Source organism: Paracoccus amoyensis, from assembly GCF_014490725.1.
GTDB classification, from domain to species: Bacteria; Pseudomonadota; Alphaproteobacteria; order Rhodobacterales; family Rhodobacteraceae; genus Paracoccus; species Paracoccus amoyensis.
In genome coordinates, this window is sequence record NZ_JACOQL010000002.1 from 744856 (window position 1) to 761122 (window position 16267).

At 58.8% G+C, this 16267-nt stretch carries 17 protein-coding genes; 13 read left to right on the forward strand and 4 right to left on the reverse strand.

Features of this window, described 5'->3' with window-relative positions; genetic code table 11:
- Window positions 1–3 precede the first annotated feature (3 nt).
- From motA to H4P12_RS08630, 6 genes are read left to right on the forward strand one after another with little or no spacing between them, the layout of a single operon-like run.
- Complete coding sequence (gene motA / locus H4P12_RS08605) at window positions 4–870, forward strand: flagellar motor stator protein MotA (protein ID WP_187793222.1); 867 nt, start codon at window positions 4–6, stop codon at window positions 868–870.
- Window positions 867–1148, forward strand: a complete 282-nt coding sequence (locus H4P12_RS08610; RefSeq protein WP_187793223.1) for a hypothetical protein — start codon at window positions 867–869, stop codon at window positions 1146–1148. The genes motA and H4P12_RS08610 overlap by 4 nt, the downstream gene beginning before the upstream one ends.
- Complete coding sequence (locus H4P12_RS08615) at window positions 1145–3244, forward strand: flagellar biosynthesis protein FlhA (protein WP_187793224.1); 2100 nt, start codon at window positions 1145–1147, stop codon at window positions 3242–3244. The genes H4P12_RS08610 and H4P12_RS08615 overlap by 4 nt, the downstream gene beginning before the upstream one ends.
- Window positions 3241–3999: a flagellar biosynthetic protein FliR gene (locus tag H4P12_RS08620; protein WP_187793225.1), complete on the forward strand. Its 759-nt coding sequence runs from the start codon at window positions 3241–3243 to the stop codon at window positions 3997–3999. The genes H4P12_RS08615 and H4P12_RS08620 overlap by 4 nt, the downstream gene beginning before the upstream one ends.
- Window positions 3996–5057 carry a flagellar type III secretion system protein FlhB gene (gene flhB / locus H4P12_RS08625; protein WP_187793226.1) on the forward strand — a complete coding sequence of 354 codons (1062 nt, stop codon included), beginning with the start codon at window positions 3996–3998 and terminating at the stop codon, window positions 5055–5057. The genes H4P12_RS08620 and flhB overlap by 4 nt, the downstream gene beginning before the upstream one ends.
- On the forward strand, window positions 5054–5422 hold the full coding sequence (locus H4P12_RS08630) for a hypothetical protein (protein WP_187793227.1): 369 nt from the start codon (window positions 5054–5056) through the stop codon (window positions 5420–5422). The genes flhB and H4P12_RS08630 overlap by 4 nt, the downstream gene beginning before the upstream one ends.
- Before the next feature lie 24 nt (window positions 5423–5446).
- Here the strand turns inward: H4P12_RS08630 and H4P12_RS08635 are convergent, their stop codons facing one another.
- The 3 genes from H4P12_RS08635 to leuC are packed head-to-tail and all read right to left on the reverse strand — an operon-like array spanning window position 5447 to window position 8529.
- Window positions 5447–6463, reverse strand: coding sequence for an endonuclease/exonuclease/phosphatase family protein (locus H4P12_RS08635; protein WP_246449058.1), 1017 nt, complete (start codon window positions 6461–6463; stop codon window positions 5447–5449).
- A 20-nt stretch (window positions 6464–6483) separates the two neighbouring features.
- Entirely contained in the window at window positions 6484–7089 is a 606-nt protein-coding gene (leuD, locus tag H4P12_RS08640) for a 3-isopropylmalate dehydratase small subunit (RefSeq protein ID WP_187793228.1), read from the reverse strand.
- Between the two features lie 12 nt (window positions 7090–7101).
- Entirely contained in the window at window positions 7102–8529 is a 1428-nt protein-coding gene (gene leuC / locus H4P12_RS08645; RefSeq protein WP_187793229.1) for a 3-isopropylmalate dehydratase large subunit, read from the reverse strand.
- Window positions 8530–8788: 259 nt separating this feature from the next.
- On the opposite strand from leuC, the gene H4P12_RS08650 reads away from it, so the two are divergent.
- The 7 genes from H4P12_RS08650 (at window position 8789) to H4P12_RS08680 (ending at window position 15926) form a co-directional block, all read left to right on the forward strand.
- Window positions 8789–10156 (forward strand): mechanosensitive ion channel family protein, encoded by a 1368-nt coding sequence (locus tag H4P12_RS08650; protein WP_187793230.1) that lies wholly within the window; start codon window positions 8789–8791, stop codon window positions 10154–10156.
- A 76-nt stretch (window positions 10157–10232) separates the two neighbouring features.
- The gene (gene rsfS, locus H4P12_RS08655; RefSeq protein ID WP_187793370.1) at window positions 10233–10658 is read left to right on the forward strand and encodes a ribosome silencing factor; all 426 of its coding nucleotides are present in this window, start codon (window positions 10233–10235) and stop codon (window positions 10656–10658) included.
- 16 nt (window positions 10659–10674) lie between these two features.
- The gene (gene rlmH, locus H4P12_RS08660) at window positions 10675–11142 is read left to right on the forward strand and encodes a 23S rRNA (pseudouridine(1915)-N(3))-methyltransferase RlmH (protein ID WP_187793231.1); all 468 of its coding nucleotides are present in this window, start codon (window positions 10675–10677) and stop codon (window positions 11140–11142) included.
- A 114-nt stretch (window positions 11143–11256) separates the two neighbouring features.
- A complete protein-coding gene (gpmI, locus tag H4P12_RS08665) occupies window positions 11257–12774 on the forward strand; it encodes a 2,3-bisphosphoglycerate-independent phosphoglycerate mutase (protein WP_187793232.1) in 1518 nt (505 codons plus the stop codon).
- On the forward strand, window positions 12771–13964 hold the full coding sequence (locus H4P12_RS08670) for a murein hydrolase activator EnvC family protein (protein ID WP_187793233.1): 1194 nt from the start codon (window positions 12771–12773) through the stop codon (window positions 13962–13964). The genes gpmI and H4P12_RS08670 overlap by 4 nt, the downstream gene beginning before the upstream one ends.
- A gap of 17 nt (window positions 13965–13981) precedes the next feature.
- The gene (locus tag H4P12_RS08675; RefSeq protein WP_187793234.1) at window positions 13982–15436 is read left to right on the forward strand and encodes a S41 family peptidase; all 1455 of its coding nucleotides are present in this window, start codon (window positions 13982–13984) and stop codon (window positions 15434–15436) included.
- A complete protein-coding gene (locus H4P12_RS08680; RefSeq protein WP_187793235.1) occupies window positions 15429–15926 on the forward strand; it encodes an RNA pyrophosphohydrolase in 498 nt (165 codons plus the stop codon). The genes H4P12_RS08675 and H4P12_RS08680 overlap by 8 nt, the downstream gene beginning before the upstream one ends.
- Before the next feature lie 45 nt (window positions 15927–15971).
- Here H4P12_RS08680 and H4P12_RS08685 read toward each other — a convergent pair whose 3' ends face one another.
- Window positions 15972–16208 (reverse strand): hypothetical protein, encoded by a 237-nt coding sequence (locus H4P12_RS08685; protein ID WP_187793236.1) that lies wholly within the window; start codon window positions 16206–16208, stop codon window positions 15972–15974.
- Window positions 16209–16267: the final 59 nt, after the last annotated feature.

The following is a 16267-nucleotide window of genomic DNA, read 5'->3' on the forward strand; positions in this document are numbered from 1 at the left end:
TGCATGTTCGGTTTTGTAGGTATGTTCGTGACCATGGCCATGGTCTTTGGCGGCTATATCCTGGCCGGCGGCAAGATGGCGGTGATCACCCATGCATTGCCGTTCGAAATGATGATGATCATGGGTGCGGCCATCGGATCGTATCTTCTGTCGAACGACAGCCATGTGCTGAAGCATACGGTTGGCGGTCTGGTGCAAGCTTTCAAGGGGCCGAAATGGAAGGAAAGCGACCATCAAGATGTGCTGTGCCTGATGTATCAGCTTTTGCGCATTGCCCGTGAAAATCCCGTCGCGCTGGAACAGCATATCGAACATCCGGAAGCGTCGATAATTTTCGCGGCCTACCCAAGATTGTTGGCGGATCATGACGTGGTGTCGTTGATTTCAGATACGCTGCGCTCGATCAGTCTGAATTATGACGACCCGTATCAGGTCGAAGAGATGATCTCTCGCCGTCTTGCAATCATGCGAGAAGAGCGGATGCACGTCCCCAATGCCCTGCAGACCATGGCCGACGCTCTTCCTGCATTGGGAATCGTCGCCGCCGTGCTGGGCGTGATCAAGACGATGAGTTCGATCGACCAACCGCCAGAGGTGTTGGGCAAGATGATCGGCGGGGCTTTGGTCGGAACGTTCCTTGGTGTTTTCCTCGCTTATGGCTTTGTCGCGCCGCTGGCAAATCGTCTTGGCGTCGTGGTGAAGCAGGATCTGGGTTTTTATGAGGTGATCAAATCGGTTCTGATCGCAGGGCTGCATCAGCATGCGACGAACCTGTGTGTCGAGGTCGGGCGTCAGACCATTCCTGAACATGTTCGGCCAAGCTTTGATACCCTTGAAACCGCGCTTCGCGAATTGAAGAAGGCCGCGTGATGGTCAATGTCGTGATCCTGGCCGCCGGTCTGCTAAGTTCGACAGCAGATGATATGCCCCTGCTTCCTGATGCTGCGGCCTATTCCGAGATGGCCACTGAATGGCTGCTGGATGGTCGCACCCTGCCCCCTGATTATCGGATCAGGCTTTTGGAAATGTCGCCCGAAGCGCGGATGCAGACATTGATCTTTCTCCGTCGTGCAGGATTGCTTCGGGCTGACGCCTGGTCGCTGCAGGATATTATGCGACCTGCCAATGTCACCGAGGTGCCGGAATGAACGCAATCGGTGCGATTGCCGCGAAATCTTCGCGGAGGCTGGACGCCTCGCTGATGGTCACCGGGGCGCTGGTCCTGATCGTCATATCACTGGTCATTCCCCTGCCGCCCGCATTTCTGGATTTCGGAATCGCATTGTCCATCGCGACCGCAACGTTGGTTCTGGTCATGGCGTCCCTGGTTGAAAAGCCAACCGATTTTCAGGCATTTCCCGTTCTTTTGCTGGTCAGTCTGGTGATCCGACTGTCGCTGAATGTCTCCTCCACGCGATTGATCCTGACCGAAGGCCATAATGGGCCCGAAGCAGCAGGCCATGTCATCAACGGCTTTGCCGATTTCGTTGCGGGCGGATCATTGCTGGTCGGCTTGACGGTGTTTGCCGTCATTTCGGTGGTGAATTTCATGGTGATCACCAAAGGTTCGGGCAGGATGGCCGAGGTGGCGGCGCGCTTTGCCTTGGATTCTTTACCCGGAAAGCAACTTGCGATTGACGGCGATCTTAATGCCGGTGCGATCGATCACCAGGAAGCCAAGCGTCGGCGTGCGCAGGAACAACGAGAGATCGGCTTTTTCGGCTCTCTCGATGGTGCATCGAAATTCGTCAAGGGCGACGCCATTGCTGGAATCGTCATCACGATCATCAATCTGTTGGTTGGACTCAGCGTCGGCGTTATCGTTCACGGCTTGCCGGTGTCAGAAGCGGTATCAACATACTCGCATCTGACCATCGGTGACGGGCTGGTTACCCAAATTCCGGCCTTGATAACCTCGATGGCGGCGGCACTGCTTCTTTCCCGAGGCGGAGCAACGGATACGACCGCGCAATTGATGTCAGGGCAGCTTTTGCAAAGCTGGCAACCTGCCGCCGTTGTTGCAGCCGCGATGGTGACCATGTCGCTGATCCCCGGAATGCCGAAACCGCTTTTTCTTTGCATAGGGCTGGTGATGGGATTTTTGGCCCTCCATGTCGCAAGACGACAGCGCCGAAACGACGCGGCATTGCCAGATATTCCGGTTGAAGATAAGAAGCCGCGCCCTGCGGCCCGCATCGGGGATGTACTGGATACAGATGAAATCAGCGTCGAGATCGGACCTGATCTGGTTCTTATCGCATTGGATCAGGCGCGTGGACTTGGCAGTCGGATCGCCAATCTGCGCATTCATATCGCCCGCAGCTATGGGCTGATTTTGCCCGACGTTCGGATCGCGGATACGGATGATCTGCCGTCGGGCAGCTACCTGATCCGCATTCATGGCGTTGTTCGGGGGCGGGGTTCGCTGCGCGCGAAAGAGGTTCTGGCGCTTGGTCCCGATAGCGTTCTGCAGTCGTTGATCGGGACGCCAGTGAAAGAGCCTGTCTATAACAGTCCCGCACGCTGGATCATGCCAGACCATCAGGACGACGCTGCAACCTGTGGTGCCACGGTGGTCAGTCCGATGGAGGTGCTGTCGACACATCTGATGGAAGTGGTGAAGGCCAATCTGTCGTCATTGATGACTTTGAACGCGATGCAGCGGCAGATAGACGAACTGAAATCGCTGTCGGATCCCGCACGGGCAGAACGTAATTGTCGCTATTTCGAGGGTATCATACCGGACAAGGTCACCCCCGAGGCCTTGCTGACCGTGCTGCGCGCATTGCTGGATGAGCGTGTGTCGATCCGCAATCTGCCTTTGATTCTGGACGCGATGGCCGAACTTCGTGGGATCGACTCGTTGGAAACCCAATACGAGCTGGTCCGCAAACGCCTGCGCGGGCAGATTTCGCAGCAATATGCTGATGACACCGGCCATATCCGCGCCCTGCAGCTACACCCCGCATGGGAGGCAGATTTTATCAGGTCTGATACGGAAATCGGTCGTCCTGGCGCCGGGGCAATGACACCACAACTGTCGCAAAAGCTGCTGGAACAAACCAGACGCGCACTGGTCAAGGCTGATCCGATGGCCAGGCCCATTCTTGTGACACCAGATCACCGCCGCAGAATGATCCGCACCATGCTTGGTGTGAACGGCATCGCTGTCCCGGTCGTCGGGTTCGAGGAAATTGACCCGGCGATGGAATTGCAGTTCATCGGCACGGTCGAGGCCGCATGACCGCAGGCCAGCTTGCCACCATGATACCGGGTTTGGACTGGAGCTTGCTTCTGGTTTATCTGCGTGTGCAGGCATTTATTCTTGCGTTGCCGGGCTTGGGGGAGCGCACGATCCCGGTCCGTGTACGCGCGGCCATTGCCATGTCATTGTCACCGTTATTGGCGGCGCTTGCGACGCATGTCGCGATGCCGGACAACGCGCTGACCGTACTGTCGCAGGCGCTCTGTGAGTTGGTTATTGGGCTATCTGCCGGCATGTTGCTGAGGCTGCTGGCAATGTCGATTGACATTGCCAGCTCGGCGATCGCGGCAACGGCATCCCTGTCCCAAATCGTCGGAGGCCAGAATGAGGCTGCCCCGCATCCTATCGGAAATATGCTGCATCTGGCTGGCTTGGCTGTCCTCATGGTGCTGGGCGCACCGGTGATGATGGTGCAACTGATGGCCGACAGCTTTGCGATCTGGCCGGTCGGAGGATTGCCGGATGTGAATATATTCTTATCCGAAGCTGTTCGCGTGATCGGCTATAGCTTCGGTTTGGCGATGCTGCTGGCGGCGCCATTTACGCTGGGCGGATTCCTGTTTCAGGCGCTGTCAGGTGTCATAAACCGCGTGATGCCCGCCTTGCCGGTCATTTTTATCGGATCACCGATTGCGATTTTGATGGCATTGGCGGCATTGGCGATCCTCGCTCCGATGTTGATCGGTATCTGGAGCGATGCGGTTCTTGATTTCACTTTACCGAGGTCCGGATGAGCGACGAGAATGACGATAAACCGTTCGAGGCCTCTGACCAGAAGCTGCAAAAGGCACGCGAAAAAGGAGATGTGGCTCGTTCGACCGAGTTGAACGTGGCGGCGATGTATCTTGGTGCTTTTCTGGCATTCGGGATTGGCGCAGGTTTCGCCGTCAATCATTGGCTGTCGATGGCCAGTCGCGCGATGGGCGTCGAAGGCTGGCCGCTAGAGGCAACCTTTGCGACGGCAAGCGCTGTTGGACGCTATGCGGGTTGGGCGACCCTTGGGCTTGCCATGGTTCCTGCTGTCGCCATTCTTGTTATCCTGATCTTGCAAAAAGGATTGGTGTTCACGCCGCAAAAACTGGCACCAGATATCAAGCGGATCAATCCCATTGCCAATGCCAAGCAGAAGTTCGGACTGTCCGGGTTGATCACCTTTGGCATATCCCTGGGGAAAGTCGTCCTTGTCTGTATCGGCGGCTGGATGATGTTTCGGGCTTTGCTGGATCGTCTGGCTGGCAGCGCGATGGGCCACGGCCGATGGGTTGCGGATCTGGGGTTTCTGCTTGGCCGGGCCTTGTTACTGGCGCTGGCGGTTTCCATTGTCATCGGTGCCTTGGATATGGGGTGGCGGTGGTTCGATCACCGGCGCAAGAACCGCATGTCCCGGAAGGAGATGGAAGATGAATATAAGGAATCCGAAGGCGATCCCCATCTGAAAGCTGCCCGGCGACGGAAGGCGGTTGATATCGCGACCAAGCAGATGCTGGCGGATGTTGCCAAAGCGGATGTGATTATCGTCAACCCGACCCATTACGCGGTCGCCCTGGAATGGAAGCGCGGCAGTGGCAAGGCGCCGGTTTGTCTGGCCAAGGGTGTTCACGACGTCGCGGCGCGCATTCGTGAACGGGCGAGAGAGCACAAGGTTCCGATCTGGTCCGACCCGCCCAGTGCGCGTGCAATCCACGCGACGGTCGAGGTTGGGCGAGAGATCAAGCGCGAACATTTCGCAGCGGTTGCGGCGGCCATTCGCTTTGCAGAACAGATGCGACAGAAAGCAAAGGCAGGGTGGTGAAAAAACTGGAACAGCTACGCGCGCTGGAACGGATTGCACGGATCAAGGCGGATCTTGAGCTGAAGAAATTCGCGGCCTTCAGCCAGCATATGACGCAGGCGCAACGCAAGGCCGAGGCTTTGCAGATGGCCCTGATGCAAAGCTATCGCGGCACCGCGCCGCTGAGCCTGTCAGAAGCGCGGATGGCGAATGCACAAGCCGGGCGTAGCGCCCGGGAATTGAAACAGGCCGAGCGTGATATTTTACGCCTGCAACCCAAGTTTGAAGCCGCGAGAAAGGACGCGGCAAAAGAGTTCGGCCGGGCAGAGGTGCTTTTGTCACTGGCCGCGCAGAACCGGCGGAAGGGCAGTGGTGACAGCGCCTAGAGCCGGTTCCAAATGTGGCAGGAATCAATCTAGTTTACTGTCTGCCAAGTTCAGATCCACCCAAATCAGCCGATGGTCTGAGGCCAGCGCCACTGCTTTGCCCAAATCGGTATCCGGGCTGGGCCAGAGGACTCCGCTTGCCAGCACGGTCAATCCGTTGTCGGGCAGGACGTAATCGACACGCAGATTGCCCGGGCCAGTGACATCGAATGCGGCTGTATCCAGTTCGGGGTCCCCTTGATGCGTGGCATTCGCCCCGGTGCTGGTGGGTTGATACGCGCCCTTTGGTGCCGTGTCCTGCGCATGGTTCAGTAACGCAGCCAGCGCCTCTGGTCGCCCTTCGCCATCGACGGGGTCAAGATTTATCTTGCCCAACAGAACGAAGGCCGCATCAGGCAGATGGTCAAGCCAGAAGGCCGCTTCATCATGGTTGCGTCGACCATTGCGATCTTCTTTGCCGTCGAAAACCGGAGGCGTGGCTGACCATGCCAAAAGATGCAGCGGGCCATCGGGTGTCGTGATCTGGACATCCCAATGCCCGCTCGAGGACAGTCGCTGGATTGCAGCAATCTCTGGCTTGGTTGCAGGCATGATGTTGTCTGGAATATTTTTCCAAAGCTCCGTCGAATAATCAATCGTCTGACCAATCGGCAAGCGTGACAGGACCGCCATCCCATTTTGCCCGGCGAACTGACCGAACCCCTGGGCGTCATCGGCCCGTCCTGTCCGACCATCACCGTTCATATCCAAACCCGTCGCCAAGCCGCTGTTGGGGCGCGCTGCAAACCGGTGTGGCATATCATAGCCTGCAGCCGTCAGCTTGGCGGCAAAGGCGGACAGCGCACGGCCGTCAAGATCCCAGTCAAGCCCGGTCAGCAGGATCACATCGGGTGCGGCCGAGGCGATAACCTTTGCCGCCGCCAGAACCTGCGGATCGTCCCTTTCGATGTCTCGCAACAAAAGCCCCGGCCCTTCGCGTGAAAGACCGGGGTCATAGGTTGCAACACGGATTTGATCGGCCGTGGCTGGCAGGCCGATCAACAGAAGAAAGGCAAAATGCCTTAGATCCAAGGGCGGGCCTGCGCCATCTGATCCTCGTAGGACTGGATCGACGACGCTTTTTCAATCGTCAGGCCGATATCGTCCAGACCGTTCTGCAGGCAATGTTTGCGGAACGGATCAATGTCGAAATGAAACTCTTGTCCGTCCGAGGTGCTCACGGTCTGGTTTTCCAGATCGACTGTCATACGGGCATTCGCGCCTTTGCGGGCATCCTCCATCAGGATATCGACAGCCTCTTGCGGCAGGGCGATGGGCAGAATGCCGTTCTTGAAGCAGTTGTTGAAGAAAATATCGGCAAAGCTGGTCGAGATAACGCAGCGGATGCCGAAATCCAGCAATGCCCAGGGCGCGTGTTCGCGCGATGATCCGCAGCCGAAATTATCACCGGCGACAAGGATTTGCGTCTGGCGATAGGCGGGTTGGTTCAGCACGAAATCGGCGATTTCGTTGCCGTCACGATCATAGCGCATTTCATCAAACAGGTTCACGCCAAGGCCGGAGCGCTTGATGGTTTTCAGAAACTGTTTGGGGATGATCATGTCGGTGTCGATATTGACCAACGGCATGGGCGCGGCGATCCCGGTCAGGGTGGTGAACTTATCCATGATCTGCTTTCCTTATGCCGGCTGCACCGTAAATTCGCGAATGTCGACCAGATGCCCTGCAACACCGGCGGCTGCCGCCATGGCCGGGGACATCAGGTGGGTGCGGCCCTTGTAGCCCTGACGCCCTTCGAAGTTACGGTTACTGGTCGCCGCACAGCGTTCGCCGGGCACAAGCTGGTCGGGGTTCATCCCCAGGCACATCGAACATCCCGCCAGACGCCATTCGAAACCGGCCTCCTTGAAAATCAGGTCCAGACCTTCTTCCTCGGCCTGCGCGCGGACCAGACCCGAGCCGGGAACGACCATGCCGCGCACGCCGTCGGCCAGCTTTCGACCGCGCAACACGTCGGCTGCGGCGCGAAGATCCTCGATCCGGCCATTGGTGCAAGATCCGATGAAGACCGCATCGATGGCAATGTCAGTCAGCTTGGTGCCTGCCGTCAGGCCCATATAGTCCAGCGACCGGCGGGCCGCGTCGATCTTGCCGTCTGAAAAGCTTTCCGGTGCGGGGACAACGGCGGTAATGGGCAGGGCATCTTCCGGGCTGGTGCCCCAGGTTACGGTTGGGGCGATATCTTCGGCGCGCAACGTCACGACCTTGTCCCAATGCGCATCGGCATCGCTGTAAAGCGTGCGCCACCAGTTCAGCGCGGCTTCCCACTGGGCACCTTTGGGGGCGTGAGGGCGGCCTTTGGCATAGTCAAAGGTGGTTTCATCCGGCGCGATCAGGCCAGCGCGGGCGCCGCCTTCGATTGCCATGTTGCAGATGGTCATGCGGCCTTCCATCGACAGGCCGCGGATCGCTTCGCCGCAATATTCGATGACATAGCCGGTGCCGCCTGCGGTGCCTGTATGACCGATGATGGCCAAGACGACATCCTTGGCCGTGACACCGGGGGCCAGGCGGCCGGTAATCTCGACCTTCATGTTCTTGGACTTCTTCTGGATCAGCGTTTGCGTGGCAAGAACATGTTCCACTTCGGACGTGCCGATGCCGTGGGCCAGTGCGCCGAATGCGCCATGCGTGGCGGTGTGGCTATCGCCGCACACCACTGTCATGCCGGGCAGGGTCCAGCCCTGTTCGGGGCCAACGATATGGACAATCCCCTGTCGGATGTCGTTCACGGGATAATAATGGACCCCGAATTCGCGGGCATTGTGGTCCAGCGCGTCGATCTGAATACGGCTTTCTTCGTTGTCGATGCCCTTTTGACGGTCCAGCGTGGTCGGCACGTTATGGTCCGGTACGGCGATGGTGCGATCAGGGGCATGAACTTTGCGTCCGGCCATGCGCAGCCCTTCGAACGCCTGCGGGCTGGTGACTTCGTGAACCAGATGGCGATCGATATAAAGCAGGCAGGTTCCATCTTCCGACTGGTCGACCACATGGGCATCCCAGATCTTGTCATACAATGTGCGTGCGGCGGCGATATTCGTCATGGCTGTAGCTTTCGGCTGTGATGCGAATGGGGTGTGAAATGTCGGTGGCTGCGGCATGGCCGCAACGATTCAGCCCGAGTCAGCCCCGAGCTGTCACGCACAGCGCCTCGCCAAAGAACCGTGAAGGCAGGCGCGCGCGGTCGTGTATGTCGAAATAAATGAATCCAGACATGGGTAATCTTTTACGGGTCTTTCTGCGTTGACGCAATATTGCGCAACTACGCATGGTTGGTTTTTATAAGTTAGGGAGGGGGTGCCGATGGAACAACTGGATCCTCAGGTCATAGATGCCGCACAGGGGCTGTGGTATCGGATCCGTCTGTTCATCGACACATTGCTGATCCCGTCGCGAATCTACCAACTACCCGCGATCGTTGGGCTGCTGCTGCTTTCCTGGTTATTGGCGCGCGTCATGTCACCGCGTCTGACCAGCTGGCTGCGTGGCAGAGAGAACTGGCCGAAATGGCGTCTCAGGCTTGGGTTGCTGATCGACCAGCGCCTGACGCTGATCTTTTTCGTGCTGCTCAGCTGGACTGTTGTGCTGGTCATGCAGCAGATCACGTTTCCGTTTCGCAGTCAGGTCATCGCGCTGGCCGCGACCATCGCAACCGCATGGGGGGTCATTTCATTTCTGGCCCGCATCATCACGAACCGCTTTTTGCGTCGTATCGTCACGTGGGTGGCGTGGATCTGGGTAACATTGCATCTGCTGTTGCTGACCGATCCTTTTGCCGAATTTCTGGACAGCGTCGCGTTAAGCGTCGGGGATTTTCGTTTGTCATTGCTGACGGTTCTCAAGGCTTTGGCGATCACCGGCCTGATGTTGGCAGGGGCCAGGGCGCTGTCGCGGTTGATTACGGGGCGGTTGGCAAAGAACGAAGATATCTCACCGACCATGCGGGTGTTGACGGCCAAGTTGTTGCAGGTGGTGCTGTTCAGTCTTGCCGTCGTCGTGGGGCTGAAGGCCGTGGGTTTTGATCTGACCGGGCTTGCGGTATTTTCCGGGGCAGTCGGCGTCGGGCTGGGCTTTGGCCTGCAAAAGGTTGTCTCGAACCTTGTTTCCGGCGTGATCATCCTGCTGGATAAATCGGTCAAGCCGGGTGATGTGATCAGCCTTGGCGATACCTTTGGCTGGATCGAGGAACTGGGCGCACGGTATGTCAGCGTCGTAACACGGGATGGCAAGGAATACCTGATCCCGAACGAAGATCTGGTGACAGGGCAGGTGGTCAACTGGTCGCACACGAATGATTTCGTGCGTCTGGATCTGAACTTCGGCGCCTCTTACGACGATGATCCCCATCAGGTCAGTGAGATTGCCATAGCCGCCGCAGTGACCGTTGACCGCGTTCTGTCACATCGGCGCCCGGTCTGCTGGATTACGGGTTTTGGCGAGAATTCAGTGGATTACGTCCTGCGCTTCTGGATCAGGGACGCGTCGACAGGGCTGACCAATGTGCGGGGTCAGGTGTTTCTGGCCTTGTGGGATGCGTTCAAGGAAAACGGCATCTCGATCCCGTTCCCGCAGCGCGAAGTGCGCGTCATGAACGACACATTCATCATCCAAAAGGGTGAAACCTTGCCGGATACACAAGATATTGGTGCCAAAACCGTGACCGACGATTGAGACGGCGCGAAAAGATGCTATCTTTATATCATCCCAGCATCGGGGACGAACGATGCGCTGACCGGAGGATGGAACCCTGTCAAATGACGTCTCGCCGGCCGCCAGCGCTGCTGCGGCCGCCGCCACTGGCGAAAATCTGACCAGCGATCAGTTGCTTGCCAGTATCTTGGCCTCGTTAGAGGATGACAAGGCCGAGGATATTGTGACCATCGACTTGCGTGGTCGGTCGTCGATGGCGGATCACATGGTGATCGCATCCGGCCGCAGCACCCGCCAGGTGGCCGCAATCGCCGAAAAGCTGGCTGACCGCTATAAGGGCCAAACTGGTCGCACCGCGCGAATCGAGGGCAAGGATGCCGGAGATTGGGTGCTGATCGATACAGACGATGTGATCGTCCATGTGTTCCGGCCCGAAGTCCGCGAATTCTACCAGTTGGAAAAGATGTGGCTTCCTGCCGACGCGCTGAGCCGCGTCCGTGAAGGCGTGCGGCCCGAACACTAACGACCAGGCACGGCTGATGCGGATTGATATTGCTGCGGTCGGGCGGCTTCGTAACGGCCCCGAGGCCGAACTTGTTTCGGATTATCTGGACCGCTTTGCCCGCACCGGCCGTTCGCTTGGCCTGCCCTCGGTCAATGTGATCGAGGTCGAGGATAAGCGCGGCGGCGGTTCGACCGCCGAAGCCGAATTGTTGGCACGGGCGATCCCCTCTGGCGCGACGCTTGTCATGTTGGATGAGCGTGGCCAGCAACCAACCTCACCGGAATTTGCAGACAAGTTGGCGGGGTATCGCGATCAGGCGCGTGACCTGTGCTTTGTGATCGGCGGTGCTGACGGAATTGATCCGACCCTGCGGCAGCGCGCGGATTGGCAGATCAGCTTTGGCCGCATGGTCTGGCCGCATATGCTGGTGCGGGTCATGCTGGCCGAGCAGCTTTACCGTGCCGCGACCATTCTGGCCGGATCGCCTTATCACCGGGCCTGATTTTCTGCCGTCCGATGGCGGATTTCCAGCGGAATAAGGCCCAACACTACCCGTCCCCGGTTGTCGCCTTCCGCTGACAAGCGTAACAAAGACACAAATCAGCACGAGGCCAACATGACGAAACCGGTGATCCTTTGCATCCTTGACGGCTGGGGCATCTCGGACCGGCCCGAACAAAGTGCGCCGGCGCAGGCAAAGACCCCGAATTTTGACCGGCTGATGGCGGAATGCCCGCATGCGACGCTGACGACTTTCGGCCCTGACGTGGGGCTGCCGCGCGGGCAAATGGGCAACTCGGAAGTGGGTCATACCAATATCGGCGCTGGTCGCGTGGTGGCGATGGATCTGGGTCAGATAGACCTTGCGATCGAGGATGGCAGCTTTCTTCTGAATCGGGCCTTGGGTGACTTTATCGCCCGGATGAAAAAAACCGGCGGCACGGCGCACCTGATGGGTGTTGTGTCCGATGGTGGCGTGCATGGGCATATCATGCATGTGCTGGCCGCCGTGAAAGCGGTAACCGATGCGGGCGTGCCGGTTGTCGTTCATGCGATTACCGATGGGCGCGATGTGCCGCCGAGATCCGCACAGGGTTTTGTCACCGAATTGCAGGGCAATCTTTCCGAAGGGGCGCGGATCGGCACCGTCATTGGCCGTTACTTCGCCATGGACCGCGACAATCGGTGGGAACGGGTTGAACGCGCCTATCGCGCAATTGTCGCAGGGCAGGGTCAGCCAGCCGAATCCGCGGATGCTGCGGTGGCCGATTCCTATGCCAAGGGCGAGACGGATGAGTTCATCCAGCCCTATGTCATCGACGGATATAATGGTGCGATGGATGGCGATGGCTTCTTCTCTCTGAACTTCCGTGCGGACCGTGCCCGTGAAATTCTGTCGGCGGTCGGTGACAGCGATTTCACTGATTTCGACGTCAGCGACCGCCCGGAATGGGGTGCTGTGCTGGGCATGGTCGATTACAGCGAACGTCATAATGCCTTTATGACCGCTGCCTATCCCAAGCGTCAGGTCGTCAATACGTTGGGGGCATGGGTGGCGCAGCACGGTCTGCGCCAATTTCGTCTGGCCGAGACCGAAAAATATCCGCATGTCACCTTCTTCCTGAACGGCGGTAAGGAAACGCCAGAGCCGGGCGAAGATCGTTTCATGCCGCAAAGCCCAAAGGTCGCAACCTATGATCTGGCCCCGGAAATGGCTGCGGCCGAGGTCAGCAGTAAATTGGTCGAGGCGATCGAGGCGGGCTACGACCTGATCGTCGTCAACTTCGCCAACCCCGACATGGTCGGTCATACTGGCAGCCTGCCTGCAGCGGTTCGGGCCTGCGAGGCTGTGGACAAGGGGCTGGGCCGGATGATCGCGGCGTTGGAACAGACTGGTGGCGCGGCTGTCATCTGCGCAGATCACGGAAATTGCGAAACCATGATCGACCCCGTAACCGGCGGCCCACATACGGCACATACGATCAACCCGGTTCCGGTCATCGTCTTTAACGGCCCCAAAGGTGCGCATCTGCGCAATGGCCGATTAGCTGATCTGGCGCCGACCGTTCTGCAACTGATGGGCATTCAGCCCCCGGCGGAAATGACCGGTGAAAGCCTGATTGTGACCGAATGACGCCCAGATTTCTGTTTCCCTTGCTGCTTGGCGGCCTGCTTGCAGCTGCGCCGGTTTGTTCGCTGGCGCAGGACGCCGAATTGTCGCCTGCCAGTCAGGCGGTTGTTGATGCACAGGCCGCTGCCGCGCAGCTGCGTGCGGCCGTGTCCAAGCTGTCAGGCGCCCTGAGCGAGGATGATCAGGTCGTCGCCCTGACCGAGGTGATCCGGGGGTATGAACAAGGTCTGGCCGCCTTGCGTGCCGGTCTGCGGGAAGCCAGTGCCCGAGAGACAGAACTGCGTGGTCAGTTTGAGCAGCAGCGCACCCGGCTGGCAAGCGTGCTGGGCGCGATGACCTCGCTTCAACAATCACCCGAATCGGCGATGCTGCTGCATCCTGCGGGGGCATTGTCCAATGCGCGTTCGGGCATGATCCTGTCCGATGTCACGCCGGGCCTGCGGGCCGAGGCCGAGGAATTGCAACTGGCGCTGGACGAAATCGCTACCGTGCGAGAGTTGCAGACCAGTGCCGCCGACATGTTGGGCGAAGGCCTTGCGGCCGTGCAAGAAGCGCGGCGGCTGCTGGCAAGCGCAGTCACCGACCGCTCGACCATGCCCGTGCGCTTTGCCGAGGCCCCGGCAGAGTTGCAGAAACTGCGTGACGCTGCGCAAAGCCTGGACGAATTCGCCAATGGCGTCAGCAAGATGCAATCCGATATCGGCCCCCCGAGGGAGGATTTCGAGGGCGCCCAAAGCAGCCTGCCCATGCCCGTCGTGGGCACGGTTCTGCGCCCCTATGACGAAGCTGACGGGGCAGGCGTGCGCAGGCCCGGTTGGGTGATTGCAACCCCGCCTGCCGCCTTGGTGACAACGCCCTGGCCCGCGACAATCCGCTATCGCGGTCCTTTGCTGGATTACGGCAATGTGATGATTTTGGAACCCGCGCGGGACTATCTTCTGATATTTGCGGGAATGTCGCAGGTGTTCGGTGAAGTCGGCGATGTGTTGAATGCAGGTGAGCCGATCGGCCTGATGGGCGGTGAAGAGGCTCCTGCGCAGGAATTTGGGGCGCAATTCGTGGCCGATGCGGCGCGCGGCGGGGATGCAGGACGTTCGGAAACGCTGTATCTGGAATTGCGCAAGGGACAGGAAACACTGGACCCGGCGGATTGGTTCGTGCTGAATCCCGTCGTGGAGCCTGAACAGGACTGAAGGCAGGAAAGGCCGATATGAAAAATTACCTGATCGCGGGTGTTGGCGGCATTATCGCAGGGGCGGTTCTGACGACGCAGGTTGCAGGGCCGCTGGTCGCGCAAGAGGCCGGGAAAAACGCATCGATTTATGAACAGCTGGAGCTGTTCGGAAACGTGTTCGAACGTGTGCGCGCCGATTATGTCGAAGCACCCGACGACAAGAAACTGATCGAGGCGGCCATCAACGGCATGCTGACATCGCTTGATCCGCACAGCTCTTTCCTGTCGGCCAATGATTACGAAGACATGCAGACCCAGACCCGTGGCAGTTTTGGCGGCCTTGGGATCGAGGTCAGTCAGGAAGACGGTCTGGTCAAGGTGGTTTCGCCCATCGACGACACTCCGGCCGCGCAGGCTGGTGTGAAAACCGGCGATTTCATCACCCATGTGAATGGTGAATCGCTGATGGGGCTGACGCTGGATCAGGCCGTGGACATGATGCGCGGTCCGGTCGGCAGCGAAATCACCGTGACGATCCTGCGCGAAGGCGAAAATGAGCCGTTCGACCTGACCATGACCCGCGACACGATCAAGCTGACCGTGGTCAAGACCCGGATCGAAGGTCACGCCATCGTTCTGCGCATTTCGACCTTCAACGACGCAACATATGACACCTTGAAGGCCGAACTTGAAAAGGCTGTTGCCGAAGTTGGTGGCATCGACAAGGTGACGGGTTTCGTTCTGGACCTGCGCAACAATCCGGGCGGCTTGTTGAATCAGGCGATTAGCGTATCCGATGCCTTCCTTGACGCAGGCGAAATCGTGTCCACCCGTGGCCGTAATCCCGAAGAAAGCGAACGATGGAACGCCGAAGACGGCGATCTGGCGCAGGGCAAGCCCATCGTTGCACTGATCAACGGCGGTTCGGCCAGCGCGTCCGAAATTGTGACCGGCGCGTTGCAGGATCATCGCCGTGCCATTGTCGTGGGTGAGAAAAGCTTTGGCAAAGGCTCGGTCCAGACGGTCATGCCGGTGACTGCGGAAAGCGCGATCCGTTTGACCACGGCGCGTTATTACACGCCATCGGGCCGCTCGATCCAGTCCTTGGGCATTCAGCCCGATATTATAGTGGCACAGCCGCCGCGCCCACCGGAAGAAGAGGGTGAGGACGGTGCGAAATCGCCCCGCAGCCAGTCGAATTTCGGCCGGTCCGAGGCGGATCTGCGCGGCGCGCTGAACAATGATGCGATCAGCGACGAAGAGCGTAAGCAGATCGAGGAGGAAGCTGCCGAAGTCGAGGCAACCGCGAAACTGCGCGAGGAAGATTATCAATTGGCCTATGCCGTTGATGTTCTGAAAGGTCTGGCCGCGGTCGATTTCCGTGCGGATCAGGTATCCAGTGCTTCGACCCCCGCCGTGACCGGCGAAGGGTCCGGGACCGAAGGCGGCACCGGCGAAGGTGGGGCCGACGCCTCGGGCAACGATGGCTGATCAGATTGATGAAAGAACGGGGCCGGGCGGCTTGCCCTACCGGCCCTGCGCGGGCGTTGTGCTGATCAACGATGATGGCCGCGTTTTTGCCGGTCAGCGGATCCAGATGCCGGGCGCGTGGCAGATGCCACAGGGCGGGATCGACAAGGGCGAAACCGTGCAGCAAGCGGCGCTGCGCGAACTGGTCGAAGAAACCGGCGTCTCGCAGGATAAGGTTCAGGTGCTGGGGGAAACGCCGAATTGGCTTTACTATGATCTGCCCGAAGACATGGTCGGCAAGATCTGGAAGGGCAAATACGGTGGGCAGCGGCAAAAATGGGTGCTGATGCGTTTTCTGGGGCGTGATTCAGATGTTCAGATCGAAACCGAACATCCAGAATTCAACGAATGGTGTTGGATCAAGGCAGACGACCTGTTGCACAGCATCGTGCCGTTCAAGCGCGATGTTTATGCCAAGGTCATCGCCGCCTTTCGCAATCGTTTGCGGTGAACATGGCGCGCATGGCCGATCTGCGTCGGCCATGCGGTTCGGTGATCAGCCCTGTTGCTGGCGACGCCCCTCGGCCTCGCAAAGTTTGTCTGCGGTCTCGACGTTCATCGTATCTGGCCGTGTGATCGAACGATCCCAATCAAGCATGTTTTTGGTGTAAAGCTGACAAACAACCGGCCCCTGCGGCGTGTCCAGCGTCACGGGTGCAGATTCGTAATCTTTTGGGGTGCAGGCGGACAGCGCCAGAACGGCGGCACCTGCCAATGCGAAAAACTTGGTCATTGGATTATCTCCGATACGGATGAACTATTCGCGCGTATGCCACAAAGCGTTTTAAGTAA